The 25721-nt window shown below is 68.9% G+C and carries 28 protein-coding genes and 1 tRNA gene; 15 read left to right on the plus strand and 14 right to left on the minus strand.

Going from position 1 to position 25721, the window contains the following annotated elements:
- The first annotated feature begins 453 nt into the window (after window positions 1-453).
- Entirely contained in the window at window positions 454-1041 is a 588-nt protein-coding gene (locus tag EJ105_RS04125; protein WP_024276699.1) for a CarD family transcriptional regulator, read from the plus strand.
- A gap of 577 nt (window positions 1042-1618) precedes the next feature.
- On the opposite strand, the gene EJ105_RS04130 is transcribed toward EJ105_RS04125, so the two are convergent.
- Both EJ105_RS04130 and EJ105_RS04135 read right to left on the minus strand, forming a co-directional pair.
- On the minus strand, window positions 1619-2506 hold the full coding sequence (locus EJ105_RS04130) for a glutaminyl-peptide cyclotransferase (protein WP_250165394.1): 888 nt from the start codon (window positions 2504-2506) through the stop codon (window positions 1619-1621).
- A gap of 72 nt (window positions 2507-2578) precedes the next feature.
- Window positions 2579-4186, minus strand: coding sequence for a gamma-glutamyltransferase family protein (locus tag EJ105_RS04135; RefSeq protein ID WP_250165395.1), 1608 nt, complete (start codon window positions 4184-4186; stop codon window positions 2579-2581).
- A gap of 184 nt (window positions 4187-4370) precedes the next feature.
- Here EJ105_RS04135 and EJ105_RS04140 point away from each other — a divergent pair, with 184 nt between their 5' ends.
- On the plus strand, window positions 4371-4607 hold the full coding sequence (locus EJ105_RS04140) for a hypothetical protein (protein ID WP_250165396.1): 237 nt from the start codon (window positions 4371-4373) through the stop codon (window positions 4605-4607).
- Between the two features lie 6 nt (window positions 4608-4613).
- Here the strand turns inward: EJ105_RS04140 and EJ105_RS04145 are convergent, their stop codons facing one another.
- Entirely contained in the window at window positions 4614-5291 is a 678-nt protein-coding gene (locus EJ105_RS04145) for a nitroreductase family protein (RefSeq protein ID WP_250165397.1), read from the minus strand.
- 479 nt (window positions 5292-5770) lie between these two features.
- Between EJ105_RS04145 and EJ105_RS27745 the strand changes: the two genes are divergently transcribed.
- The 3 genes from EJ105_RS27745 (at window position 5771) to EJ105_RS04165 (ending at window position 8593) form a co-directional block, all read left to right on the plus strand.
- Window positions 5771-6463 (plus strand): cold-shock protein, encoded by a 693-nt coding sequence (locus EJ105_RS27745; RefSeq protein ID WP_029556186.1) that lies wholly within the window; start codon window positions 5771-5773, stop codon window positions 6461-6463.
- A 134-nt stretch (window positions 6464-6597) separates the two neighbouring features.
- Window positions 6598-6810 (plus strand): hypothetical protein, encoded by a 213-nt coding sequence (locus EJ105_RS04160; protein WP_024276694.1) that lies wholly within the window; start codon window positions 6598-6600, stop codon window positions 6808-6810.
- A gap of 235 nt (window positions 6811-7045) precedes the next feature.
- Window positions 7046-8593 (plus strand): AMP-binding protein, encoded by a 1548-nt coding sequence (locus tag EJ105_RS04165; RefSeq protein WP_394041580.1) that lies wholly within the window; start codon window positions 7046-7048, stop codon window positions 8591-8593.
- A gap of 3 nt (window positions 8594-8596) precedes the next feature.
- Here the strand turns inward: EJ105_RS04165 and EJ105_RS04170 are convergent, their stop codons facing one another.
- On the minus strand, window positions 8597-9364 hold the full coding sequence (locus EJ105_RS04170) for an aldolase/citrate lyase family protein (RefSeq protein WP_250165399.1): 768 nt from the start codon (window positions 9362-9364) through the stop codon (window positions 8597-8599).
- A 37-nt stretch (window positions 9365-9401) separates the two neighbouring features.
- Window positions 9402-10514, minus strand: a complete 1113-nt coding sequence (locus EJ105_RS04175; protein WP_250165400.1) for an NAD(P)/FAD-dependent oxidoreductase — start codon at window positions 10512-10514, stop codon at window positions 9402-9404.
- A gap of 172 nt (window positions 10515-10686) precedes the next feature.
- Here EJ105_RS04175 and EJ105_RS04180 point away from each other — a divergent pair, with 172 nt between their 5' ends.
- The 5 genes from EJ105_RS04180 to EJ105_RS04200 are packed head-to-tail and all read left to right on the plus strand — an operon-like array spanning window position 10687 to window position 14250.
- Entirely contained in the window at window positions 10687-11874 is a 1188-nt protein-coding gene (locus tag EJ105_RS04180) for a pyridoxal phosphate-dependent aminotransferase (protein WP_250165401.1), read from the plus strand.
- 3 nt (window positions 11875-11877) lie between these two features.
- Window positions 11878-12576: a lysozyme inhibitor LprI family protein gene (locus EJ105_RS04185; protein ID WP_250165402.1), complete on the plus strand. Its 699-nt coding sequence runs from the start codon at window positions 11878-11880 to the stop codon at window positions 12574-12576.
- Between the two features lie 57 nt (window positions 12577-12633).
- Window positions 12634-13578, plus strand: a complete 945-nt coding sequence (locus tag EJ105_RS04190) for a sugar kinase (protein WP_250165403.1) — start codon at window positions 12634-12636, stop codon at window positions 13576-13578.
- A 58-nt stretch (window positions 13579-13636) separates the two neighbouring features.
- On the plus strand, window positions 13637-13933 hold the full coding sequence (locus EJ105_RS04195; RefSeq protein ID WP_250165404.1) for a type II toxin-antitoxin system RelE/ParE family toxin: 297 nt from the start codon (window positions 13637-13639) through the stop codon (window positions 13931-13933).
- Window positions 13934-13941: 8 nt separating this feature from the next.
- Entirely contained in the window at window positions 13942-14250 is a 309-nt protein-coding gene (locus tag EJ105_RS04200) for a HigA family addiction module antitoxin (RefSeq protein ID WP_250165405.1), read from the plus strand.
- A 36-nt stretch (window positions 14251-14286) separates the two neighbouring features.
- Here the strand turns inward: EJ105_RS04200 and EJ105_RS04205 are convergent, their stop codons facing one another.
- From EJ105_RS04205 to EJ105_RS04230, 6 genes are all read right to left on the minus strand, one after another.
- Window positions 14287-15786: a phosphomannomutase/phosphoglucomutase gene (locus EJ105_RS04205; protein WP_250165406.1), complete on the minus strand. Its 1500-nt coding sequence runs from the start codon at window positions 15784-15786 to the stop codon at window positions 14287-14289.
- Window positions 15787-15915: 129 nt separating this feature from the next.
- Window positions 15916-17442: a succinyl-CoA:acetate CoA-transferase ScpC gene (scpC, locus tag EJ105_RS04210; RefSeq protein ID WP_250165407.1), complete on the minus strand. Its 1527-nt coding sequence runs from the start codon at window positions 17440-17442 to the stop codon at window positions 15916-15918.
- Window positions 17443-17526: 84 nt separating this feature from the next.
- Window positions 17527-18279, minus strand: coding sequence for a DUF429 domain-containing protein (locus EJ105_RS04215; protein WP_250165408.1), 753 nt, complete (start codon window positions 18277-18279; stop codon window positions 17527-17529).
- Window positions 18280-18283: 4 nt separating this feature from the next.
- Window positions 18284-19528: an extensin-like domain-containing protein gene (locus tag EJ105_RS04220; RefSeq protein ID WP_250165409.1), complete on the minus strand. Its 1245-nt coding sequence runs from the start codon at window positions 19526-19528 to the stop codon at window positions 18284-18286.
- A 257-nt stretch (window positions 19529-19785) separates the two neighbouring features.
- Window positions 19786-20007 carry a hypothetical protein gene (locus EJ105_RS04225; protein WP_156026267.1) on the minus strand — a complete coding sequence of 74 codons (222 nt, stop codon included), beginning with the start codon at window positions 20005-20007 and terminating at the stop codon, window positions 19786-19788.
- A 154-nt stretch (window positions 20008-20161) separates the two neighbouring features.
- On the minus strand, window positions 20162-20515 hold the full coding sequence (locus EJ105_RS04230; protein WP_024276682.1) for a hypothetical protein: 354 nt from the start codon (window positions 20513-20515) through the stop codon (window positions 20162-20164).
- 247 nt (window positions 20516-20762) lie between these two features.
- Between EJ105_RS04230 and EJ105_RS04235 the strand changes: the two genes are divergently transcribed.
- Complete coding sequence (locus tag EJ105_RS04235) at window positions 20763-20939, plus strand: DUF1328 domain-containing protein (protein ID WP_024276681.1); 177 nt, start codon at window positions 20763-20765, stop codon at window positions 20937-20939.
- A 197-nt stretch (window positions 20940-21136) separates the two neighbouring features.
- Here EJ105_RS04235 and EJ105_RS04240 read toward each other — a convergent pair whose 3' ends face one another.
- Together EJ105_RS04240 and EJ105_RS04245 are read right to left on the minus strand one after the other, a co-directional pair.
- Entirely contained in the window at window positions 21137-21406 is a 270-nt protein-coding gene (locus EJ105_RS04240; RefSeq protein WP_024276680.1) for a YMGG-like glycine zipper-containing protein, read from the minus strand.
- Between the two features lie 117 nt (window positions 21407-21523).
- Window positions 21524-21916 (minus strand): hypothetical protein, encoded by a 393-nt coding sequence (locus EJ105_RS04245; protein ID WP_029556199.1) that lies wholly within the window; start codon window positions 21914-21916, stop codon window positions 21524-21526.
- Window positions 21917-22146: 230 nt separating this feature from the next.
- On the opposite strand from EJ105_RS04245, the gene otsB reads away from it, so the two are divergent.
- From otsB to EJ105_RS04260, 3 genes are all read left to right on the plus strand, one after another.
- Entirely contained in the window at window positions 22147-22878 is a 732-nt protein-coding gene (gene otsB / locus EJ105_RS04250; RefSeq protein ID WP_250165410.1) for a trehalose-phosphatase, read from the plus strand.
- 5 nt (window positions 22879-22883) lie between these two features.
- Window positions 22884-24359: an alpha,alpha-trehalose-phosphate synthase (UDP-forming) gene (gene otsA / locus EJ105_RS04255; protein WP_029556201.1), complete on the plus strand. Its 1476-nt coding sequence runs from the start codon at window positions 22884-22886 to the stop codon at window positions 24357-24359.
- A 79-nt stretch (window positions 24360-24438) separates the two neighbouring features.
- A tRNA-Leu gene (locus tag EJ105_RS04260) sits at window positions 24439-24525 on the plus strand.
- A gap of 14 nt (window positions 24526-24539) precedes the next feature.
- Here EJ105_RS04260 and EJ105_RS04265 read toward each other — a convergent pair.
- Complete coding sequence (locus EJ105_RS04265) at window positions 24540-25064, minus strand: GlcG/HbpS family heme-binding protein (protein ID WP_250165411.1); 525 nt, start codon at window positions 25062-25064, stop codon at window positions 24540-24542.
- 187 nt (window positions 25065-25251) lie between these two features.
- On the opposite strand from EJ105_RS04265, the gene EJ105_RS04270 reads away from it, so the two are divergent.
- Complete coding sequence (locus EJ105_RS04270; protein WP_029556203.1) at window positions 25252-25686, plus strand: pyridoxamine 5'-phosphate oxidase family protein; 435 nt, start codon at window positions 25252-25254, stop codon at window positions 25684-25686.
- The last annotated feature ends 35 nt before the right edge of the window (window positions 25687-25721 follow it).

Below are 25721 nucleotides of genomic sequence, written 5' to 3' on the forward strand. Positions count from 1 at the left end.
ATGACCCTGTCACGACGCTGCGCAAAGCGGCGCCGCACAACGCCTCGCAAGTCGGCGCCCAGCAGACCTCCAGTCGTGCCCCAAGTCGCCGCCTGCCGCCGGCCAAGGTAAGGTTGGCGACACACGCGCTTTGATTCCGACAAAAAATGTGATATACGTGACTTTACAGTCGATTGCTTCCACATCCAGCCACATCGCGTCCGCAATGTGTTCGCGCATATTCCAGGGCGCATTCTCGGGAACAAAGGGGCGAGAATAGGTGCCGGCCGTCTTCCTGCGGCGCGGCGCAAAGGCTGTCTGTGTATCGTCTGGCAGAGCGGGGTGGCGGGCGTTCCGGCCGCGACCCATATCCGCAGCTGAAGGTGCGCGCCGTTGCCGGGACCGGACCGGCCGGCCGGCGCACCAACAGGTTCGGCCCCGGTTTTCCAGGGCCGGATCAGGAGTGTCAAGAGCATGTCGGCAAAGAAGAACGCGCAGGCCCGTCTCGGCTTCAAGACGGGCGAGCACATTGTTTACCCGTCCCATGGTGTTGGCCGTATCATGGCCATCGAGGAACAGGAAGTCGCCGGTTTCAAGCTCGAACTCTTCGTGATCTCGTTTGAAAAGGACAAGATGACGCTGCGGGTGCCCCTCGCCAAGATCGCCAGCGTCGGCATGCGCAAGCTTTCCGAGACCAACATCGTCGAGAAGTCGCTCGAGACCCTGCAGGGCCGCGCCCGCGTCAAGCGCACCATGTGGAGCCGCCGCGCGCAGGAATACGAAGCGAAGATCAATTCCGGCGACCTCGTCGCCATCTCCGAGGTGGTGCGCGACCTCTACCGCTCCGAGGCCCAGCCCGAGCAGTCCTATTCCGAGCGCCAGCTCTATGAGGCCGCCCTTGACCGCATGGCCCGCGAGCTGTCGGCCGTGCAGAACATCACCGAGACCGAGGCGGTGAAGCTCATCGAGCAGAACCTCCTCAAGGGTCCGCGCCGCGGCGCCGCCAAGGTGGCCGAGGAAGCCGACATCGACCAGGACATGGAAGCCGAAGAGGCCGCCTGAGCGTCCAGCATCTGGCGTTCTGGGTCCAGTTTTACACGGCGAGCGACAGGAACCCGGCGTCAAGCCGGGTTCTTTTTTGGAATGACGCACCCGGCCTCAAGCCGGGTTCTTTTTTGGAACGACACACCCGGCCTCAAGCCGGGTTCTTTTTTGCCCGGGCGGCAGCGCCGCGGCGGCCGGATCAAGTTTTCGCGCGGCAGCCCCGCCGGGGTGTACGCGGCCTTCCGGCACGCTATGATGGCAGCGCTGAGCAGGCGGGGGCGCCGGCATGGAGACGTTTCATGCTCCCTCACGTCCGCGATCGGCAACATCCCAAACAAGATCAAGAAAGCCCCGCCGGGGTCCGGCGCGTCTGCACCTGCGGGCGCGGAGGCCGGGCTGCGCGCGCGGCACCGAGCAAGGAGGTCAACGTGACGCCAAGACCCAGCAGCGGCGCGATCTGCGTCGGGCTGTGACCCGTGCGGCGCGGCGGGGTCTCCCGCCGGCGCGGCCGAAGCTCCCCGGCTGTCGTCTTCCCCGGACGGCAGCCGGATTCATGTCGGGGCCAGATTGATGTCGGGGCCAGCTCGGCCCGGCCTCAGCGCGGTTCCAGCGCGATTTCCCACACATGGGGCCAGCACTTGCCGGTGACGAGCAGATGGCCGGTGGCGGGATCGAAGGCGATGCCGTTCAGCACATAGGGATAGACCAGCTTCGCCGGATCGGGATTGAGGCCCGACAGGTCGATCCAGCCGAGCATCCTGCCGTCCGCCGGATCGATGATGGCGATGAAATGGCTCTGCCAGACATTGGCGTAGAGCTTGCCGTCCGCATATTCCAGCTCGTTCAGGAAGCCCAGCGGCGCCACCGCGTCGGAGACGAAGAGGGTGCGCACCCGCTCGAAGGTGGCGGGATCGCGGAAGACGATGGAGGACGAGCCGTTGCTGGTGATGAGGTGGGTGCCGTCATGGGTCATCCCCCACCCCTGCTCAGCGTAGCGGAAGGCGCCGATCCGCTCGAACGTCTTGCGGTCGTAGACGTAGGCGTGGTTGTCCAGATAGGTGAGCTGGTAGATGCGCTCGCCCATCACGGTCACGCCTTCGCCGAAGACGTTGGGGTCCAGCGCCCGCTCCCGCAGCACCTGCCCGCTCTTGAGATCCCACGCGATCAGCCGCGAGCGGCCGTAGAGGCCGGTGCCCTCATAGATGGTGCCGCCCTCCAGCACGAAACCCTCCGTATAGGAGGAGGTGTCATGCGGATACACCTTCACCACCCGGTAGCGGTAGACGGGGATGGCGCTCTGCCCCAGCACCCGCTCGGAGGTGAGCTGGATGGGGCCGTGGGTGGGCGGCTCGCCGGTGGATGACTGCTCGCCCGCCGCACGGGCACGGCCGGCGGCCAGCGCCGCCAGGCCGAGCCCGGCCATGCCCTTCACGACGGACCGCCGTCCGATCACGCCCTGCCCGATCCTGCCCTGCCCGGTCATTGGCGCCGCCCCCCAGTGTTGGTGTTGGCGGCATGGTCGGCGCGCGCCGCGCCGGGCGTCAAGCTCAAGCCGTCAGACGCCCGCCGCCCCGCCATCCGCGCGCGGATCGTGGGCGCCTTCGAGCTGTCCGCTGGGGTGGATCACCACGCCGCCGGCATGGCCCATGGTGTCGGAGTAGGCTTCCGGCAGCACCACCAGCTCGTGCCCCACCGACAGCAGGCGATCCACGAGATTGCCGTCGAAGCGGGATTCGAGCTTCAGGTTGGTCTCCTGGTCACCCCAGGTGCGGCCCAGGAGCCAACGCGGCCGGGCGATGGCCTCGCCCAGCGGCACGCCGAACAGCGCGTGGCGGGTGAACACCGCCGCCTGCGTCTGCGGCTGCCCCTCCCCGCCCATGGTGCCGTAGGCGAGGATGCGCCCGTCGGCGAGTTCGGCGAGGGCGGGGTTGAGGGTGTGGAAGGGGCGACGGCCCGGCAGCAGCGGATTGAGCGCCTTCGGGTCGAGCACGAAGCTGCAACCGCGGTTCTGCATCAGCACGCCGGTGGACGGCAGCACGCAGCCCGAGCCGAATTCGAAATAGATGGACTGGATGTAGGACACCGCCAGCCCCGAGGCGTCGGCCGTGCCCATCCAGATGGTATCGCCGGGCTTCGCCTCGTGCGGCCAGGCCAGCGCCCGCCCCATGTCAATCTTCGCCGCCCGCTGCGCCAGCGCCTTGGGATCGAGGAAGGCGGCGGGATCGTGTGGCAGGTGCTCGGGATCGCACACCACCTGCTGGCGCACCAGAAACGCGCGCTTGGTGGCTTCCACCAGCCCATGGATGTGCTCGAACGTCTCCGCCCGCGCCACCTTGAGCTGGTCGAACAGGCCGAGGATGAGGAGGGACGCGAGGCCCTGGGTCGGCGGCGGGGCGTTGAACAGGCGGGCGCCGCCGATCTTCATCTCCAGCGGCGGGCGCTCGCGGGCGCTGTAGCGCTCGAGATCGGCGCGGGTGACGGGGCTGCCGATGCGCTCGAGATCCGACGCCATCTCGCGGCCCACGTCGCCGCGATAGAAATCGGCGAGGCCGGCGGCGGCGAGGTGGTCCAGCGTATCGGCGAGGCGCGGCTGGCGCTGCAGCGTGCCCTCCTCCGGCACTTCGCCGCCGGGCAGAAACACCTCGGCGAAGCCCGGAGCATTCTCCAGTTCCGCCCGCTTCTCGCGGGTCAGCCGCGTCTGGGAGCGCGTCACCGGCACGCCCTCGCGGGCGAAGCGGATGGCCGGCTCCAGCAGCCGGCGCAGGGTCATCCGCCCGCCATGGCCTCGCGCCGCATCCAGCGCCAGCGCCCAGCCCCCCACCGCGCCGGGCACGGTGACGGCGGCGTTCGGGCCGCGGGTGGGGATCGTCTCGAAGCCGAGGTCGTGGTAGCGGGCGATGGTGGCGAGGCTGCCGGCGAAGCCGCACGCCTCGATGTAGCGCACCCGCCCGGAGGGCTCGCGGATGAGCCAGAAGCCGTCGCCGCCCACATGGTTCATATGCGGATAGACCACGGCGATGGCCGCCGCCGCCGCTATCATGGCCTCGACGGCGTTGCCGCCTTCGGCCAGCACCTCCTGCCCCGCCGCGGCGGCCAGGTGATGGGGCGCGGCAACGATGCCGCGGGCGGCGTGGGTGCTTTCATACTCTTCAGCGGCCAGCATGAGGCTCCTCGGGGGCAGGACGGGAGGGAGGACAGGCGTGCGGACGGGATCGGCGGACTTGACCCGGCGCCGCGCCCAGCGCAGTTTCCGCCCCTTATAGAGCAGCGGCCGGCGAAAGACTCCAGTGTCCGACGCCCGCCGCGCGGTTTGGCGTGATCGCGCCGGACGGTATCGGGAGACTGGAATGGCGGGTTTGGGCAAGACGGGGGGCGGCAGCCTGTTCACCGTGGTGAGCGCCACGACGCTGGTTGCCACCCAGGCCATTGCCACCGCCATCGCCGCCGGCTGGGCCCTGGCCGGCCTGATGCACCTCGGCGACATCGGCGAATACGCCCTGATGGCGTTGTTCAGCCTCGCCGCCCTCTATATCTCGGTGAAGTACTTCCGCCGCGCCCATGCGGTGGAGATGTCGCTGAACTGAGCCGCCTCACGGCTGCCAGCGCGTCACCACGTCTGCGAGCGCCGGGCGCGGGCGGTCGTCCGGACGCGTCGCCGGTCGGCCGATATGGATGAAGCCGGCCACCTTCTCCCCCGCCCCGACCCCCAGCAGCGCCGCCGCCGCAGGGTCACGCCCCGGCCATTTCAGCAGCCACAGCGCGGAAAAGCCCAGCGCCGTCGCCGCCACCACCAGATTCATCGCGGCCGCACCGGCGGAGAGAATCTGGTTCAGCTCGGGGATCTTGGCGGCCGGGTCCGCCCGGCTCACCACCACCACGGTCACCGGCGCCCGCATCAGATAATCCCGCCACATGCGCGCCTTGTCCGGCGCGAGGCCCGGATTCTGCGCGGCATAGAGCGCATCGAGCCGCGCCCCGGCCGCTTCGCGCGCCGCCCCCTCGATGACGATGAAGCGCCACGGCACCAGCCGGCCATGGTCCGGCACCCGCGCGGCGATGGCGAGCATGCGGTCCAGCTCCTGCGGCGTCGGGCCGGGGTCGAGCAGCGCCCGCAACGGCAGGGAGCGGCGTGTCTCCAGCAGGTCCAGCGTCCCGGGGAAGACCGGCACATCCGCCAGCGGCGTCTGGTAGGCCACCGCCGCGCCATGGCCGTGCGGGGCCGGTGCGGCCTCACGGCCGGGGGATCGGGATTCGGCGGCTTCGGCCATGGCGGCCTCCTGAAGGGCAGGCGCGGGAACGGCCAATGGGGCGCCCACTTGAGTACCCATGAATAGATGCACCGCCGCAAAATAGAACGAGGTACAATCGAACTAGAAGTCTTCGCGTCGCCGCCGGGGGCGCCCATCACCTGCCGAACGGGCGGGTCCGGCCAGCCGGGACCCCCGCGCGAGATGCTGCGCAACAATCTCGCCGCGCCATCGCCCAACATTCATGTACCAAAGCGGGAGAGATGTGTTAGTCTGGATGTTGGTCGGAGCCGTGCGCCCGAGTGCGTGGGCATGTTTTCCGACCTGTCATATAGGCTGCGAGGCGAGACGCGGGTGGCTGGAACAGGCGTTGTGCGAAGGCGGAATTTAATACGCCCGAAGCGTGCAAGTTAAAGTGTGGCACGAAGAAACGCATCATTGTCCGGCAGTGGTGGATGGCCCTAAGCCAAAATTGGCGACTGACCTCAACGGAAATACACATGAGCCGTAACCGAGACTTCCGAGAGCCGCGCCGCCGTGGCTTTGATGACGACTTTGCGCCGCCGCGTGACCGCGGCTTCGGAGGGGATCGTCCTTTTTCCTCGCCCAGCAGCAGCTTCAGCGCCCCCGCCCCCTCCGGCCCGACCATCGACGCCACGGTGAAGTGGTTCAACCCTGAGAAGGGTTTCGGCTTCGTCGAGCTGTCCGACGGTTCGGGTGACGTGTTCCTGCACGCCCGCGCCCTCGAGGCCGCCGGCCAGGAAAGCGTGCCCCCCGGCTCCAAGCTGTCGGTGCGCGTCGGCCAGGGCCAGAAGGGCCGTCAGGTCACTGAAGTGCTCGAAGTCGATACCTCGACCGCGGAAGCCGCTCCGGCCCGCCGCAGCTTCGGCGACCGTGCCGGCGGCGGTGGTTTCGGCGGTGGTGGCGGCTTCGGCGGCGCCCCCCGCGCGGGTGGTGGCCCCCGTGCTGCGACCGGCCCCACCGAAGAGCGCGTGGGCACCGTGAAGTGGTACAACCCCGAGAAGGGCTTCGGCTTCATCGCGGTTGAGGGCGGCGGCAAGGACGTGTTCGTGCACGTCACCGTCATCTCCCGTTCCGGCCTCAGCGACCTCGCCGAGGGCCAGCGCGTGGTGGTGCAGGTGGGTCAGGGCCCCAAGGGTCCCGAAGCCCGCGGCATCGAGCTCGCCGACTGATCTCGCAGATCCCTTTGCCGCCGGCCGGTTCGTCCGGGCGGCGGTGAAGAGCAATGCAACCAGCGGTGCCGGGCGCAAGCGCGGCGCCGTTTCCGTTTTTGCAGTTTCCGTTCCGCAGGCGCAGCCTGGGAGCGATGCCGGAGTTCAATACCACCATGGCGCAACAGGCCGAGGCTGACCTCGCAAGCCTTCTCGATCGCCTCAAGGCGGCCCAGCGCGAGCTGGTCCTCACCGCAGCCAAGGGCTCCACCCTTCCCTCCGATGGCATGCTGCGCAAGATTTCCGAGCTGGAAGGGGCCATCGCGGCCACCGAAGCCCTCATGCAGGAAGAAGGCGTCCGGCGCTGAGCCGTCCGGCCGCCGGTCCCTAAGCCTCCCCGAATCCGCTGCGAGTTGCCCCGGCTAACGGCCGGGTGGACCTTGGCCGCGCGAGCCTGTAGCGTGCACCGCAACAAAAGGGCGGGGCGGAAAGGCACGGGTCGGGATGCTGGCGCACAGCACGGGCGCATCGGGATCAGGCGCAGTTTCCAGCGAATACGAGCGTTCCAGCGCCTATGAGCGCCGGCGCCGCGCTTTCCTCTGGATGGTGCCGGAGCGCTATAATATGGCGGTGCACGCCTGCGATGCGATCGCGGCGCAGCATCCGGACCGTCCCGCGCTCTTCCTGCCCTCGGGCGACGGCTTCTCCCCGGTCTCCTACGGCGCGCTGGCGCGACTCTCCAACCGGCTGGCCCATGCGCTCGTCGCCTCCGGCATCCGGCCCGGCGACCGGGTGGCCATTCTGCTCCCCCAGTCGCTGGAAGTGCTCGTCACCCATCTCGCCGTCTACAAGATGGGCGCCATCGCGGTGCCGCTGGCCGGCGCGTTCGGCGTGGATGCCATCGCCTACCGCCTGCTGGATTCCGGCGCCCGCGCCCTCGTCACCGACGATGCCGGCCTCGCCAAGCTGCTCGCGCGGCCCGAGGCGCTGGATCTCGTGGTCAATGTGGACGGCGCGCGCGACGGCGCCGTCGGCTTCTCCGCTCTGGTGGAGGCGGCCTCCGACCGCCCGCTTCCCATATCCTCCGGCCCGGACGATCCGGCGCTGATGATCTACACCTCCGGCACCACCGGCCAGCCCAAGGGCGCGCTGCACGGCCACCGGGTGCTGTTCGCCCATGTGAGCGGCGTCACCTTCACCCATGAGGGCATCGGGCAGGCGGGCGACCGCATGTGGACGCCCTCCGACTGGGCCTGGGCCGGCGGGCTCCTGAACACCGTGCTGCCGGCGCTGGCGCTGGGCGTGCCTGTGGTGGCGCAGCCGCGCGGCAAGTTCGATCCCGAAGCCGCCTTCGCTCTGATGAAGCGCGCCAAGGTGCGCAACGTCTTCATCCCGCCCACCGCGCTGCGCATGATGCGGCAGGTGCAGAACCCGCGCGAAAAGTTCGGCTTCGCGCTGCGCACGGTGGGCTCGGCCGGCGAGGCGCTGGGCGCGGAGACGTTCGAGTGGGGCCGCGAGGCCCTCGGCGTGCCGGTGAACGAATTCTACGGCCAGACCGAATGCAACTACGTCATCGGCTCCTCGGCCGCGCTGGGCGTGGCCAAGGCCGGCGCCACCGGCAAGGCGGTGCCCGGCCACGAGGTGGCGGTGCTGGGCGAGGACGGGCGCATTCTGCCGCCCGGCCAGATGGGCCAGATCGCCGTGCGCACGCCGGACCCGGTGATGTTCCTCACCTACTGGAACCGCCCCGAGGCCACCGCCGACAAGGTGAAGGACGGCTGGCTCCTCACCGGCGATCTCGCGACGCGGGACGAGGAGGGCTATTTCCACTTCCTCGGCCGCGACGACGACGTCATCACCTCGGCCGGCTACCGCATCGGCCCGGCGGAGATCGAGGACGTGCTGCTGAAGCACCCCGCCGTCGCCATGGCCGCCGCCGTGGGCAAGAAGGACCCGCTGCGCACGGAGATCGTCAAGGCGGTCATCGTGCCGATGCCCGGCGTGGAGCCCACGCCGGAGCTGGAGGCGGAGATTCGCGACTTCGTGCGCACGCGCCTCGCCGCCTACGAATATCCCCGCGAGATCCAGTTCGTGGACGAGCTGCCGCTGACCACCACCGGCAAGGTCATCCGCCGGATGCTGCGCGACTAACGCCTATGCCTTGTACTGCTTGGCCAGCGCCTCGGCGCTGCGGGCGAACAAAGCGGCATCCACCCCCACGGCGGTGAACACCGAGCCGGCCGCCATGTAGCGGCGGGCCAGCGCCTCGTCGCCCACCACCAGCACGCCGCCGCGATTGCCGGCGGCCCGGATGCGCCTCAGCCCGTCCTCGATGGCCTCCACCACCTTCGGGTGGGTGGGCTGGTGCAAGAGGCCCATAGAGGCGGAGAGGTCGCCGGGGCCGATGAAGATGCCGTCCACGCCCGGCACGGCGGCGATCTCCTCCACCTTCTCCAGCGCCTCCATGGTCTCCACCTGCACCAGCACGCACATCTCGTCGGCATAGCGGGTGAAGTAATCACCGATGCGGCCGAAGCGGGTGGCGCGGGAGGCCACCGCATAGCCGCGGATGCCGTCCGGCGGATAGCGCGTCGCCGCCACCGCCGCGCGGGCCTCCTCGGCATTCTGGACCATGGGGATGAGGAAGCTCTGGGTGCCGATGTCGAGGAAGCGCTTCAGCGTCACCGCATCGTTCCACGGCACCCGCACCACCGGCTGGGTGGCGTAGCCCACCATGGACTGAAGCTGGTTGAAGACGTTGGGCAGCTCGTTGGGCGCGTGCTCGGTGTCCAGCACCAGCCAGTCGAAGCCGGCGCCGGCGAGGATCTCCGAGACATAGTTGGAGGGCACGGCGCACCACAGGCCGATCTGCTGGGTGCCGGCATGGAGCGCTCGCTTGAACGGGTTCTCGGGCAGTTGCATGGCGTTTCCTTCGGGGGATTTTTATTGGGGCGAAGCCTCACTCCGGTCGCAGCATAGCGGGCACCTCCTCGCCCAGCACCATGCCGGCGAGCATCTCGCCCAAAGCCGGGGCGAACTTGAAGAGGTGGCCGCCGGCGAAGAAGTCCACCGCGCCGCGCCGCACCACCTCGAGGCGCTCGGATTCCCACGGCGCGCCGTCGTCGGGATGCTCCAGCGAGGTGGAGACGCAGCTCTCGATGGTGAAGCGCGACGTGTCGAGGCCAGGCAGCGTCTGCGCCGCCAGCGCCAGCGTGTGCTCGATCACCTGGTCGGGATGGCCCCCGCCGCTGCGGTCGGCGTCGCTCGGCTCCAGCCCCACGGCGAACAGGCCGTCATGCAGCGCCGGCAGGCCGTAGGTATAGAGCACGCCGTGGCGGTGGTCGCTCTTGTCGCGGAAGGACACCATGGGCCGCGCCGCGAGATCGCCGTTCATGGGAAAGAGCAGGCGCTGGTGGACGCTGTAGACCTGCGGCACCTTCACGCCCATGGCGCCGGAGAGCACCGGCGTCTGCATTCCCGCCGCCACCAGCACGCGCCGCGCGCGGTAGATGGCGCTGCGGGTGGAGACCAGCACATGGCCCGACCGCTGGGTGAGGCCCAGCACCGGCGTCTGCTCGTGCAGCGCATCGCCCAGCGTGGCGGCGAGCCATTCGATGCTGTCGCGGGCGCGGATGGTGCCGGCCTCCTCCTCCAGGATCACCGACTTCGCCCAGGGCCGATGCACCGGCAGCAGCTCTTCCTGCTCGGCGGGGGAGACGAAGCGGACCTTCAGATCGAGCCCGGCGAGGCGCTTCAGCTCCGCCTCGGCCTGCTCGACGATGAGAAAGGAGCCGGTGCGCTCGATGAGGGGTCGGCCGGCCTCCTCCTCCCAACGCGCCCAGCCGGTGCTGGCCTTGCGGGCGAGCCAGAGCATGCGGGGATCGTTGTAGGCCGCGCGCATGATGCGCGAGCCCCCGGCCGACTGGGCACCGCCCGCCGCACCCGCATCGAAGCAGCGCACGGAGATGCCGAGGCGCGTCAGGGTGTGGGCGACCGACAGGCCGACGATGCCGGCGCCGACGATCGCGATCTCGGTGTCCTCGAACGGCAGGCGGGCGGTCGATGCGGGCATGGGGGCTCCTCGCGATTCGGCACTCGATCCCTCGTAACATGCTGGCCACGGCCACGCTTTGCGCGCTGCAGCAGGTTTTCCCCCACTCCCCACCCCGCACCTTCGGTGCTATCCAAGGCGTCCTTTTTGAACGCGGCGCGCGAGACGCCGCGCGCCCGAGGATCTGCCGGCCATGCTCACCACCAATCCCGCCTTCGACCGCATCGGCGAGGAGAACGCCTTCGCTGTCCTCGCCCGCGCCACGGCGCTTCAGGCGGAGGGGCGCTCCATCCTCAATCTCGGCATCGGCCAGCCCGACTTCCAGACGCCGGCCCACATCGTCGAGGCGGCGGTGAAGGCGCTGCGCGACGGCCAGCACGGTTACACGCCCTCGGTCGGCATCCTGCCCCTGCGCGAGGCGGTGGCCGGCGATCTCAACCGCCGCTACGGCGTCGAGGTGGACCCGAACCTCGTGATGATCGTGCCCGGCGGCAAGGTGACCATGTATGCGGCCATCCGCCTGTTCGGCGAGCCCGGCGCGGAAATCCTCTATCCCGATCCCGGCTTTCCCATCTACCGCTCCATGATCGAGCACACCGGCGCGACGCCCATCCCGGTGCCGATCCGCGAGGAGAACGGCTTCGCCTTCTCGGCCGAGGAGACCCTCGCCCTCATCACGCCGAACACCCGGCTCCTCATCATCAATTCGCCGGCCAACCCCACGGGCGGCGTCACGCCTGCCGCGGAGATCGACAAGCTGGTGAAGGGCCTCGCCGCCCATCCCCACGTCGCGCTCATGTCGGACGAGATCTACGACCGCTTCCTGTTCGACGGGGAGGAGCACCGCACGCTCCTCGCCTATCCCGAGATCCGCGACCGGCTGATCCTGCTGAACGGCTGGTCGAAGACCTATGCCATGACTGGCTGGCGCCTCGGCTATTCCATCTGGCCGAAGAGCCTCTACGACCAGGTGCGCAAGCTGGCGGTGAACTGCTGGTCCTGCGTCAACGCCGCGACACAGTATGCCGGTATCGCCGCCCTCGAAGGTCCACAGGATGCGGTGTTCGCCATGACCGCCGAGTTCGACGCCCGCCGCCGCATGGTGGTGGAGGGGCTGAACGCGCTGCCCGGCGTCACCTGCGCGACGCCCAAGGGCGCCTTCTACGCCTTTCCCAACATCACCGGCACCGGCTGGACTTCGGCCAAGAAGCTCGCCTCGGCCCTGTTGGAGGACGCGGGCGTGGCGGTGATCGGCGGGCCGGATTTCGGCGTCCATGGCGAGGGCTATTTGCGCCTCTCCTACGCCACCTCGCGGGAGAACATCACCGCCGCGCTCGGCCGCATGGGCGATTTCCTCGCCGCCAACCGCAAGGTGGCCTGAGGCGTGGGGGCGGCGCGGCGGTGGACGGGCCGGCGGGCGCTTCTCGCCCTCGCCCTCGTGCTGCTGGCCTTCTCTCCCGTGCTGCTGGTGCTGACGCGCCCGCCGCCGGAGGGTCCCGCCCCCAGGGTCGCCCCCGCTCTGCCGGAGCCCGAGCCGGAACCGGCCGTTCCCGCCGATGCGGACCTGCCGCCGGGCCCGTCCCAGGCGCGCCAGGCCACTGCCCACGCCGACGGCGATGCGGCGACGCCGGAGCGCTGGAAGGTGGTCGTCTCCTGCCCGCGCGAGAAGGTGTCCGGCGGGCAATACAATCGCTGCCTCTATGACGTGACCCGCACCTCCGAGCAGGCGCTGGAGGCGGAGCTGGCCAACGCCTTCACCGTGATCGAGGCGCGCACCGACCTGCAAGGCACCCAGCGCGCCCGCTGGAAGACCCAGCTCGACGAGGCGCAATCGCGCTTCCTGCTGTTCCGCAATCTCGACTGCCAGGGCGTCGCGCCGTTCGAGGGGCCGCGCGGCATCGGCAATTTCGAGCAGCGCTCCCTCTGCCTCATCGCCGCCAATCGCGGCCGCGCCGCCGATCTGCGCGCCCGCTACGGCACGCCCCAGCCCGAGGGCGCCACCGACGCCGCCAAGCCCGGCCCCACTGGCCCGGCGCCGCGCGACGGCACCTGGACCCACCCGGTGCCGCCGCCGGTGGATTGAGCCTTTCCCTATGATAGGGTCCGGCGCCCGGCGCAGGGCACGATAACGGAGGCACCCGTGGCGAAAGTGGTCTGTGTGGGCGAGGTGATGGTGGAACTCGCCCGCGGTTCCGACGGGCGCTTCGGCCTCGCCTTCGGCGGCGACACCTTCAACACCGCCGTCTATCTCGCCCGGGCCGGCGTGGACGTGGCCTATGCCACGGCGCTCGGCGACGACGCCTTCTCCGGCGACATCCTCGCCCTCGGCGCGGCGGAGGGCGTGGACATGAGCCTGATCCCGCGCGTCAGCGGCAAGGTTCCCGGCCTCTATCTCATCACCACCGACAACGCCGGCGAGCGCAGCTTCCATTACTGGCGCGACACCGCCCCCGCCCGCGCCCTGTTCGAGGCGGACGGCTGGCAGGAGGTGGCGGCGGCTTTGGTGGGGGCGGGCGCGGTCTATTTCTCCGGCATCACCCTGTCGCTCTATTCCAACCAGGGGCTCGGCCGCTTCCTCGCCGCGCTGGAGATGGCGGGCGGCGCCGGCGACAGCCGCTCAGGTCCGCCGGCCTGGCGGGTGTTCGACGGCAATTTCCGCCCGCGCGGCTGGGGCGGCGATCTCTCCCGCGCCCGCACCGTGTTCGCCGAGGCGCTGAAGCGGTCCTCCATGGCGCTGCCCACCTTCGAGGACGAGGCCGCCCTGTGGGGCGATGCCTCCCCCGCCGCCACCATCGAGCGCATCACCACCTACGGGGTGAGCGAGGTGGTGGTGAAGAACGGGGCCGGCGGCGCGCTGGTTCATGCCGAGGGGCGCACCTTGGAGGTGCCGGTGGAGCGCACCGTCTCCCCCCTCGACACCACGGGGGCCGGCGACAGCTTCAATGCCGGCTATCTCGCCGCCCGCATCGCCGGCGCGACGCCCGAAGCCGCCGCCCAGGCCGGCCACCGCCTCGCCGCCGAGGTCATCATGCACCGCGGCGCCATCATCCCCCGCGCCGCGCAGGAGGGCGCGACGGCGCATTGAGGGAAAAGTTGTCCAATGTACCATTGAGTGGTACATTGGGTCTAAATCGGGGGGCAAAATGATCGTCAGCTTCCGCGATGCGTGGCTGGAAGCGTTCTTTGTCGATGACACGCGCTCCCGCCACATCCCGGCGGATACCGAGGATCGGCTGTTCCGAAAGCTTCAGATGATCGACGACGCGACCACCGATCAGGATCTGCGCGTGCCGCCGAGCAATCATTTCGAGAAGCTGCGCGGCACGCTCGATGGACTGCACTCGATCCGGGTCAATCTCCGGTGGAGGCTCATTTTCCGGTGGGATGGCGAGAGCGGCGAAGCCTTCGATCTTTACCTCGATGACCACAGCTATCGGTGAGGCCACTCATGCGGATGACCAAGCGCAAGCCGGCAGGGGTCGGCGAAATCCTCGTGGAGGAATTCATGGAGCCGCTCGGCCTCACCCAGGCGGCGCTGGCCGAGGCGATGGGCGTTCCGAGGAAGCACGTCAACGAGCTGTGCAATGAGCGCCGCTCGGTCACGGCCGCGACGGCGCTCATTCTGGCGCGGGTGTTCGGTAACAGCGCCGATTTCTGGCTGAACGTCCAGCGCCGCACAGATCTCTGGCAGACGCTGAACTCGCCGGAGGAACGGGCGCGGATCGAGCGGGCGAAGCCGTTGGCTCCGGCCGCCTGATCCCTGGCCGCCCAATGTCCGAGGCGGCGCGCCGCCTCAGATGGTCTGGTTGTATTCGCCGATGCCGGGGTGCTGGCGGAGCACACCGTCGATCTCCTTGAACATCTCGCGCATGCGGGCTTCGGAGACCGGGCTTTCCACCACCACCACCAGCTCGGGCTTGTTGGAGGAGGCGCGCAGCAGGCCCCAGGAGCCGTCCTCGCAGGTGACGCGCACGCCGTTCACCGTCACGAGGTCGCGGATCTTCTGGCCGGTAACGGTCGCGCCTTCAGCCGCCAGCTTCTCGTAATGCTCCACCACCTTGGCGACGACGCCGTACTTGGCTTCGTCCGCGCAATGGGGGGACATGGTGGGCGAGGACCAGGTCTTGGGCAGCGCCTCGCGCAGCTCGGAGAGCTTCTTGCCGGGGTTGCGGTCCAGCATGTCCAGCACGGCGATGGCGGAGACGAGGCCGTCGTCATAGCCGCGGCCCACGGGCTTGTTGAAGAAGTAGTGGCCGGACTTCTCGAAGCCCACCAGCGCGCCGGTCTCGTTCACCCGGCGCTTCATGTAGGAATGGCCGGTCTTCCAGTAGTCCGCCTTCACGCCGAGCTTGATGAGCTCGGGGTCGGTGGCGAACAGGCCGGTGGACTTCACATCCACCACGAAGGTGGAGTTGGGATAAAGCTTGGCGAGGTCGCGGGCGAGCAGCACGCCCACCTTGTCGGCGAAGATCTCCTCGCCGGTGTTGTCCACCACGCCGCAGCGGTCGCCGTCGCCGTCGAAGCCGAGGGCCACGTCCGCCTTGTGCTCCAGCACCGCGTCCCGCATAGCATGGAGCATCTCCATGTCCTCGGGGTTCGGATTGTACTTGGGGAAGGTGTGGTCCAGCTCGGTATCGAGCGGCACCACCTCGACGCCCAGCGCCTCGAGGATCTTCGGGGCGAAGGCGCCGGCCGTGCCGTTGCCGCAGGCCACCACCGCCTTGATGGGGTGCTTCAGCTTCGGCCGGTTGGTGAGGTCCTTGATGTAGACCTCGGGGAAGTTCTCGACGAACACATAGGCGCCGCCGCCCTTCAGGTCGAACTTAGCCGACAGAACGATGTCCTTCAGCCGGCTCATCTCATCCGGTCCGAAGGTGAGCGGGCGGTTCACGCCCATCTTCACGCCGGTCCAGCCATTGTCGTTGTGCGAGGCGGTGACCATCGCCACGGCGGGAACGTCCAGCGCGAACTGGGCGAAATAGGCCATGGGCGACATGGCAAGGCCGATGTCGTGCACCTTGATGCCCGCCGCCATGAGGCCGGAGACCAGCGCCAGCTTGATGGAGGAGGAATAGGAGCGGAAGTCGTGGCCGGTGACGATCTCGGGCTTCACGCCCATCTCGTGCATCAGCGTGCCCAGGCCCATGCCGAGGGCCTGCACACCCATCAGGTTGATTTCCTTCTGGAACAACCAGCGGGCGTCATACTCCCGGAAGCCGGTCGGCTTCACCATGGGCTCGGACTCGTAGGCGTAGGTATTGGGCGTCAGGACCGGCTTCGGCGTCGGGAACATGGGGACCATTCCTCCGCAGGCACGCAAAATTTCGCGGTCGCGAGATAGCACGGATTCGTGACCGTACGAACGGCTGCGCTTCGGATTAGTTCCCCTCGCAGCGGCGGCACGGTGACGCCGCCGTGGCGGTCACGCGATCTTCCGTGTCATTTCCGGGAGCATGGTGCCCTCCTCCCGCGCCCGCACGTGCCAGGCGAGGGCCTCCTCGATGATGTGCGGGGTGTGCCCGCCGCGCGCCGTGGCCCGCTCGAAATAGTCCGACAGCGCATCGCGATAGAGCGGATGGACGCAATTGGCGATGACGACGCGCGCCCGCTCGCGGGGGGCCAGCTCGCGCAGGTCCGCAAGGCCCACCTCGGTGACGAGGATGTCCACGTCATGCTCGGTGTGGTCCACATGGCTCACCATGGGCACCACCGAGGACAGCGCGCCACCCTTGGCGATGGACTTGGTGACGAACACCGAGAGATAGGCGTTGCGGGCGAAATCGCCGGAGCCGCCGATGCCGTTCATCATGTGGGTGCCGCCCACATGGGTGGAATTGACGTTGCCGTAGATGTCGAATTCCAGCGCCGTGTTGATGCCGATGAGGCCGAGGCGGCGGATGATCTCCGGATGGTTGGAAATCTCCTGCGGCCGCAGGATGAGGCGCGACTTGTAGTCGGTGATGCGCGGCATCACCTGGTCGTACTTCGGCTTCGACAGGGTGATGGACGAGCCGGACGCGAAGTTCAGCTTGCCGGCGTCGAACAGGTCGAAGGTCGAATCCTGGAGCACCTCGGAATACATGGTGAGGTCTGAGAACGGGCTCTCGATGAAGCCGTGCATCACCGCGTTGGCGATGGTGCCGATGCCGGCCTGCAGCGGCTGCAGGCGGTTCGTCATGCGGCCGAGCTTCACCTCGTGCTTCAGGAATTCCATGAGATGGCCGGCGATGGCGGCAGTCTCGGGGTCCGGCGGCAGCACGTTGGAGGCGGAATCGAGCTTCCGCGTCACCACGATGGCGGCGATCTTCTCCGGGTCGACGGGAATGAAGGGCAGGCCCACCCGGCTTTCCGGCGTCACCACCGGGATCGGCTCGCGAAACGGGCGGCGGGTGGGGATGTAGATGTCGTGCAGCCCCTCCAGCTCCGCCGGCTGGGTGAGGTTGATCTCGACGATGACCTTCTTCGCCAGGATGGCGAAGGTGGCCGAATTGCCGACCGAGGTGGTGGGAATGATGCCGCCGGACGCGGTGATGCCCACCGCCTCGATCACCGCCACGTCGATGGGGCCGAGCTGGTTGGTGCGCAAATGCTCGACCGTCTCGGAGAGATGCTGGTCCACGAACATCACCTCGCCGGCGTTGATCGCCTTGCGCAGGGCCGGGTCGGACTGGAACGGGATGCGGCGGGAGAGCAGGTGGGCCTCCGCCATCTGCTTGTCGAGGTCGTTGCCCAGCGAGGCGCCGGTGATGAGGGTGATGCGCAGCGGCTCGCCGCGCGCATGGGCGGCATTGGCGCGGGCGGCCAGCGCCATGGGCACGGCCTTCGCCTCGCCGGCGCGGGTGAAGCCGCTCATGCCCACGATCATGCCGTCGCCGATGAGCGCCGCGGCCTCCTCGGCCGGGACGATCCTGTCACGCAAGGACGAGAGGCGGATGCGGTTCTCGGGCATGTCGGCAATTCCGTCCTGGAGACAATCCCTTGCGCATAGCGAGGCGCGCAGGGCCACCGGAATTCGACTTAAAGGGAAGGCGGCTCAGGCGGTGATGGCCACCATGAGGCCACGGGCATCGCGCTCCGGCGGATCGGGGAAGCGCAAGGCGTTGCCCTCAAACACTCTTTTGGCGGTGACCGCGCAGGCGCAGGCATCCACCAGATCGTCGAGCCCTGCGCCCAGCGCAGCCGCGGTCTTCGCATTTAGCAGATCGATTGGCACGCCGGCGCGGGCGAGGAGGCCGATGCGCAGGTCGAGACCGGGCGGGTACGGCCGGCTCTTCACCTTCTTCGCCACATCGAGCGGCGCGCCGTTCATGATGCGGAACGACACCTCCGGGTGGCATTCGACGAGCCGGTCCCGCAGCTCCGCCCGGCGCAGCAGCAGTTCGTCCAGCTCGGCGATCTTGGGGAAGAGGTTGAAGCACTGGATGGAGACCTTGCGCGGCGGGCTCGAATGCGCGAGCGCCGTGGCACAGGCGGCAGCGAAGCGTTCTCGCTCGTCTCCCGGCCCCAGGCCGGCCATGACAGCCGCCCGGGCCGGGACGGAGAAGACAGAGGATTGCCGCTTGTCCAGCAGGGGGCGCACCGCCCGCTCTGCTGCGCGCCCGCCGACTTCGCTGGTTTCGGGCAGCCCTATGGGCATGTCCACGCAGGCGATGGCGGGAGCGTCCGGCGCGTCGAACAGCGCTTCCACCCGCGCCACCCGGATCAGATCGAGCCGGCCGGCGCCGTCCCACCGGGCGACCACCCAGCCGCCGCGGCAGCCGTCGATGCCGGCGAGACGCAGGGTCATGCCCTCAGTCCTCGCCCGCCTTGGCCTTGGGCAGGGGGATGGTGGAAGGCTGGGGGATCGGAGCCGCGTAATATTTGCGCTTGATAGAGCCCGTCTCGGGATTGCTGGACGCGGCGGACGACACCGGGATGCCCTGCGGCCCCACCTGCCAGCCCGGCGGCAGGCCGCCCTTCTGCGGCGCTGACGGCGGAGGGGCGGGCGCACGCGCGGCGGCGGGAGCCGGGGCACCGCCCACGGCGCCGGGGGGATAATTGGAGGGCGGATAGTTCGCGGGCGGATAGCTGGACGGCGGATATCCGGCGGGCGGGGGCGGCGCCGGCGAGGCGATGATCGGCGCTCGCGCGGCCTCGACCGGCGGCAAGGCGGGCGGGAGGGGGGGCGGCGGCTCGGCCTCGACCGGCGCCGGCTGCGGCGCGGCCTTCGGCCCGCCGAACAAGGTGGAGAAGAAGGAGGGCTGCTCCGCCGGGGCCGAGACCTGCTGCGGGGCCGGGGCATAGACGGGGGCCGCTTCCACCACCGGCGCGCTGGGCGCGGCCGACACCATCGGCGGCGCCTTGGTCGGCATGGGCGGCGCCGGCATCGGGCGCGGCGCCGGCTTGCAGATGGTCCGCCCCTTGGCGTGGCGCATCAGGTCCACATGGATGTGGTCGTAATGGAAGATGTTGGAGCCCGGCGCGAGCACCGTGGTGAAGCGCTCGCAGGCACCGGCCTGCACCTGGAGCAGGAAGCCGCGCTCCTCCGGCGTGCCCTTCCAGCCGTTCTTCACGCTGATCCAGCGGCCGTCCGCCGTGCGGAAGCCGCCGATGTCGAGGGCGTTGCCGAATGCATGCTCGGAAATCTTGGCGTTGGGATCGCCGTTCATGCCGCGGCAGGAATAGGCCGACATCTGGCTGATGGCGACGATGGGCTGGCCGAGCCACGCCAGCGCCGCCGGCTGCACCACGTCCTGCACCCACATGTCCACCTGGTAGATCACCGGGCAGGCGAGCTTGCCGGCCGGCTCCAGCACCACATTCCCTCGCGCCAGCGCGCTCACGCGGAACGGGTGGTCCATGCCGCAGGCGCCGGGGCCCTGGACGGCGGGAAGCGGCTCCATGAAGACGGACGGGACCACTCCCTTGGCCGCAAGGCATTGCTCCTCGGCCTGGGAGCGCCACGAATCGCGCTCCTCCAGGCCGAAGCGACAGCCCGAGAGGGCGCCGGCCAGAAGGAGGAGGGCGAGGAAGATGCGGGGCGTGTCGCGCGACATGGCCCCACCTTGCGGAGGCCGCCTTGCAAAGGGGTTAAAGCCCGTCGCCAAATACCGCAAAAGGAGCCGCAGCCCCTTGAAAAGACAGAACCCCACGCCCTTCCGCTACGCGATATCGCGGCGGAGGGATGGGGTTCGCAAGCGGGTGAAAATGGACGCGGACCGGCCGAGCGGCCGGTCGGGACCCTTGAACCTGGCGCGGCTGAACCTGGCGCGGTCTGAAGGGGAGAGACCTCCCCCCGACTTCAGTCCTTGCCTCAGTCCTTCTTGGGCTCGGCCTTGGCGTCGGCGTCCGGGGGTGCGGCGCCATCGGCGGCGCCGTCCGGCTCGCGGCCCTCGAAGGCCGCCTGAAGACGGGCGGCGAGGCTTTGCAGCTCGTCCGGCATGTCTTCCTGGGTGTAATCGTCGAACAGTTGGCGCAGCTCGCGGCCCAGCAGATCCTGACGGGCGGAGATGTCGCGGCGGTGAGGCGTTCGCATGCCGCCTGCCTCTTTCTGATGCTGCGTCGTCATGGGGGTGTCGAGGGGGCCTTGGAAGCGTGCCGATCGCATGGCGAGGGTCTTCTGACAGACGCGGGCGGCCTCAAGATGGGACACGTCCACGTGCGTTGCAATAAGGTTCTGAACGCGGGCCTCAATCACGATAGAGTCGCGACAGGTGTCCGGTATCAGGGTCGGTATGCGGGCCGGCCGCGTCCACGTCCGGTCCATCATCCACGTCGTGCCGCTTGTCGGAGCCGTCGAACGCCGCCTGGATTTCCTTGAGCAGGCGCCGCTCCTCGTCCACCACCCGCGCGCGGCGCGGGGGAAAATCGCGTCGGCTCTCGCCGGGGCCGAATTCCACCGGGTCATAGCCGTGCGGCGCGGCATCGAGGCCCGGGGGCAAAACCCCGCCGTCCCGCGCGTCGTCTTCCGGTACGTTACCCTGGGCGCCCGCGTTCCGCATGGCAGAGCCGCCCGGCAGGGGTTCGTTTCGCAATCCGCTCATCCGCGCCTCCTCCTGCGTCTCCAGATCGCCGAGAAAACGCGAGGGGTGGGGATTTGTTCCACGCCCGCGACTGGAAACATCCCGCCCCTCGACGTGCGCGGGAATCAGCGCCGTGCGGGAACAAGCGGGGCCATTGGGCAGTTGACGATGCGCGTCACACTTCAACGCCAAAAGCTGAGCGATATCAAAAGTGTCTTCAGCGGGCGGCGCACGTCATTCGATCAAACAAAGGCAAGGAGACACGGCCATGCTGAGCTGGGCGATTACCTTTCTCATCGTCGCGCTGATCGCCGCGGTCCTGGGCTTCGGCGGCATCGCGGGTACGGCCATCGAAATCGCGAAGATCATCTTCTTCGTCGCGATCGTCCTGTTCCTCATCTCCGCGGTGATGGGACTGATGCGCCGGGGTCGAGGCCCGGTCTGATCCAGCCGAGGCGCAAAAAGAACAGGGCGGTCCGGAGGGGTCCCGGGCCGCCCTGAAGTCACTTGGAGATGGCTCCAGTGATACTTTGCTAAGGTAAAGGCACCGCTAACGCCCCTCGCCCGGACCACCGGACCCCCAAACAAAAAGGCGCCCGGTTGGGCGCCTTTCGGTTGTTCAGCAGTACCGTTTCGTGCCGCTCAGGGGCACTGCACGCGATAGCGGTTGCCGTAGGCGTCGCGCGCCCAGCAGGCGCGGGGGGTGGTCTCGGCACCGATGATGGCGCCCGTGCCCGCGCCGATGAGGCCGCCGACGAGGGCGCCCGTGCCGGTGCCCGTGGCGGCGGCACCGATCAGCGCACCGGTGCCGGCGCCGATCGCAGCACCACCCACCGCGCGATCCTGCCGCGAATATTCGCTGCAACCGCCGAGGGCGAGTGCCATCACGCCAATCATGAGAGCCGCTTTCATCTCGTTCTCCCTTGCCCTGCCGGCAGCATGCCGGACATCCATCCTGCGCCCCGCCCCGCATCGGGGCACGAGGGCGAAACAGCACGCCTGACCGCCCGTGGCGTCAGGCCCGCCGCACTAATCGACCACGGGCTGAGCCTTGCGCTCGTCCTCGCGGGCCGGACCGCGGGCGGACCGACGTCCCCGCGACGTAACGGCATATAGCACGCACCCCACCCCGACGCCCACAGCCACCGCCGCGACGATCACCGGCACCGCCGACGTTTCGGAGCGGAAGGGGCGATGCGGCAGTGCGGGCAGGTGCCGGCGAAGGCTGTCCAGAGACAGGCTCGGCAGGGATTCCGCCCGCTCGGCCACCCAATCCTGGGCATCGGACGCGACGTCTGAGGCCATCCGGCCCCACTCGCGCTCCCGCTTGTGGAACGACGACTGGAGATGGTCGAGTTCATCCCGCAAAGCCGAAAGGCGGCGGGAAAACCCGTCGGTCGAAGTCCTGTGCAAGCCGAGCATATGCTGTCTCCCGTGACGCCGAGACGAACGCTGCCGAACCGCTCCGGTTCCGCAGGCGAAGCCGGAGCCAAGCTGTTCGCCGCTCCCTGTGGCGGTATTGGGTCGAAGCGGAGGTGGAACCGTGGCGCCCCGGCGGCGTTACGTTACCGGAATTTGAAAAGGCCACGTCCGTGTTTGGAATGCTCAAGGGACCGTTTTTCGCGGTGGATTCAGAACTTCCGGGGGCCTTCGTGGTCCTCGATCCTGCGACTCACGCCTTCTTCCTCGATGTGGACGGGACGCTGATCGACATCGCCGAGCGACCCGAGGCCGTGGTGGTCCCCCCCGGCCTTCCCGAAACCCTGATGGCCCTCGCGGAGGGGTCCAATGGCGCGCTGGCGCTCGTCAGCGGACGCTCGCTCGCCTCGCTCGACGCATTGTTCGGCGCCGACAGGTTTGCCGCCGCGGGCGTCCATGGCGCTGAAATTCGCCTCTCCGCCGGTGGACCTTCCGATCGCGCGCCCGCCCTCCATGAGGACCTCAGGCACGCATTGCGCGAGACGGCAGCCGAGTTCGAGGGCGTGTTCGCCGAGGACAAGGAATACGCGGTCGCCATCCACTATCGCGCGCACCCGGAAGTCGCGCCGGTGCTGAAGCGCGCCCTGACCGAGGTGGTCGGCCAGATCAGCGGCATCGAGATCATGCCCGGCCATTGCGTGTTCGAAGTGCGCCGGGAAGGCATCGACAAGGGCGCCGCCGTCGAGCGCTTCATGGCCGCTCCGGCCTTCGCCGGCCGCCGCCCGGTCTTCATCGGCGACGACGTCACCGACGAGGCCGGCTTCCGGGCCGTGAACCGGGCGGGCGGCATTGCCGTCGCAGTTGGCGCGCCGCGCGACGGTGCTCACACCATTTTACCGGACCCGCGCGCGGTCCGTGCCCTCATCACCCACCTCGCGGCCGAGCCGCGACAACGAAGGAGGTGACCTCAGTGTCCCGCATCGTGGTCGTATCGAACCGAGTGGCCCTCCCCCAGAAGTCCGGTGCGCCGGCCGGGGGACTCGCCGTCGCCGTCAACGCCGCCCTCAAGGATCGCGGCGGCATCTGGTTCGGCTGGAGCGGGCGCATCGCACCGGACCCCTCCGATACGCCCCAGGCGACGAAACACGCGGGCGTCACCTATGCCGTGGTGGACCTCACCAACGAGGACTACCAGGAATATTACAACGGCTTCGCCAACCGGGTGCTGTGGCCGGTGCTGCATTACCGGGTGGATCTGTCGGAATTCTACCGCTCGGACCTCTCCGGCTACATCCGCGTCAACCGGATGTTCGCGGACCACCTGGAGAAGATCATCCGCCCGGACGACATCCTGTGGATCCACGACTACCACATGATGCCACTGGCCAAATATCTGCGGGAGCGCGGCCACAACAACCGCATCGGCTTCTTCTTGCACATCCCCATGCCACCGGCGGACATCATCCAGGCCCTGCCGCAGCACGCCGACACCGTGGGGGCGCTGGCCCATTACGATCTGGTCGGCTTCCAGACCGAGGGAGACCGGGAGAATTTCGCCCGCTATCTCGAGACCCGCGGCGGCCAGACGACGCCCGACGGCAACGGCTGCGATATCGGCGGCCGGCGCGTGCGCCTCGGCACGTTTCCCGTGGGCATCGAGACCGGCGCCTTTGCGCGGCGGGCGCGGCACGCGAGCCGCACCCGCTTCGTGAAGGCGTTCGACGAGAGCCTCTCCGGCCGCAAGCTCATCATCGGCGTGGACCGGCTGGACTATTCCAAGGGCATCCCCAACCGGCTGGACGCCTACGACCAGTTCCTGCGCACCCAGCCGGACTGGCACGACCGCGTGACCTTCGTGCAGATCACGCCCAAGAGCCGCACCGACGTGCCCGAATATCAGGACATGGACCGGAGCGTGTCCCACCGGGCGGGGCAGATCAACGGCGCCTACTCGGATGTCTCCTGGACGCCGCTGCGCTATGTGAACCGCACCTATTCGCGCTCCGCCCTCGCCGGCTTCTACCGCCGTGCCGACGTGGCGCTGGTGACGCCGCTGCGTGACGGCATGAACCTCGTCGCCAAGGAATTCGTGGCGGCGCAGGACCCGGCCGATCCCGGCGTGCTGCTCCTGTCCCAGTTCGCCGGGGCCGCGAGCGAACTCGGGAACGGGGCGCTGATCGTCAACCCGCACGACACCGAGGGCGTCGCCGTCACCCTGCGCCGGGCGCTGGAGATGCCGCTGGCGGAACGGCGCGAGCGCCACCGCCGGATGATGCGGGTGCTCGAAGAGCACGACATCAACCGCTGGGCCGAGGACTATCTGGCGGCGCTGGAACCCGACCCGCAGCCGGAGCGCCGCGACATCGCCTTGCCCCGCGCGGCGATGCGCAGCGTGGTGCGCCTGCCGGTGGGCTGGGGATCGAGCGCGCTGCCGCGCGGTGCATGAGGTGTAAGCGAACGGCGGGGATATCCCCGCCGCTTTCCTGTTGGCGCCCGGCCGGCAAGCCTATAAAGAGGCTTCGGCTGCGGGCGTGGCGGAACTGGTAGACGCAGCGGACTCAAAATCCGCCGTCCTCACGGATATGTCGGTTCGAGTCCGACCGCCCGCACCAATCCCTTCATCCCGTCAGTGCGTGTGGGCGCGATCCGCGATGGCCGCGAGGCCGGCGCTGGCGCAGGCCTCGTCCTTGTCGCCGCCCGGTGCGCCGCCGACGCCGATGGCGGCGACGATCTCGTTGCCGTGCATGACCGCCACACCGCCCGCCAGCGCGATCACGTTGGGAATGGTGGTGAGCGAGGAGCCCGCGCCGCCGGGATATTTGGCGACGATCTCCGCGAACGCGCTCGACCGGTCGAACTTGAAGATCGGGCCGAGGGTCGCCACCGTGTAGGCCTTGCGGAAGGCGGTGTCCGGCGTGTGGACCGTGGCGTGGTCGGCCTTCAGCGTGGCCTTCACGAGACCCGACGCATCGACCACCGTCGCCGTCACCGGCCAGCCCTTGGCCTCGCACGCCTTCACCGCCGCCGTCGCCGCCTCGACCGCGAGACCGAGGGGCAGCGCATATCCGCTGTAGCCCACCTGCGCCGCGGCGGGGACGGCCCAGCCGGTGGCCACGAACAGGAGGGCGGCGGCCATCGTCCTTGCTTTCATGATGTGTCCTTTCGTGGCGTGCGCGTGGCGCCGCTCTGTAACCTTTATATTTATATTTTTACGGTTACATAATGACCGTAACTTGTCAACATCGCCGAATGCGGTTTCACTCCTCCGGCGCACGCCCGCCTGAACCAAACCGCCCCGCCGGCATTGAATGCAGGACACAATCGGGAGCGACGACGCCATGGCCGAGATGACGCTGGACGAAGTGGTGGAGAAGATGCGCGACATCGATTTCACCACCCTCTTCACCAAGAGCGAGGGCGGTGCGCTGGCCGGGCGGCCCATGAGCAACAACGGCGACGTGGACTATGACGGCAGCAGCTTCTTCTTCGCCAAGGAGGATGCCCGCGCGGTGAGCGAGATCGCCCGCGATCCCAATGTGGGCCTCGCCCTTCAGGGCACGAGCGGCATCCTCGGCCAGCGCCCCTTCTTCGCCACCGTGGAAGGCAAGGCGCAGATCATCCGCGACAAGACCGCCTTCGAGGCGCGCTGGACCGCCGATCTCGACCGCTGGTTCCCGGCCGGCATCGACACGCCGGGTCTCGTGCTCATCAAGGTCGAGGCGCAGCGCCTCCACTGGTGGAACGGCGAGGACGACGGGGAACTCGTCCTTTAGAGGGTGTCCAACCCTTGCGCCGGGCGGCGCTCAGG

The organism is Xanthobacter aminoxidans (genome assembly GCF_023571765.1).
Lineage (GTDB): Bacteria > Pseudomonadota > Alphaproteobacteria > Rhizobiales > Xanthobacteraceae > Xanthobacter > Xanthobacter aminoxidans.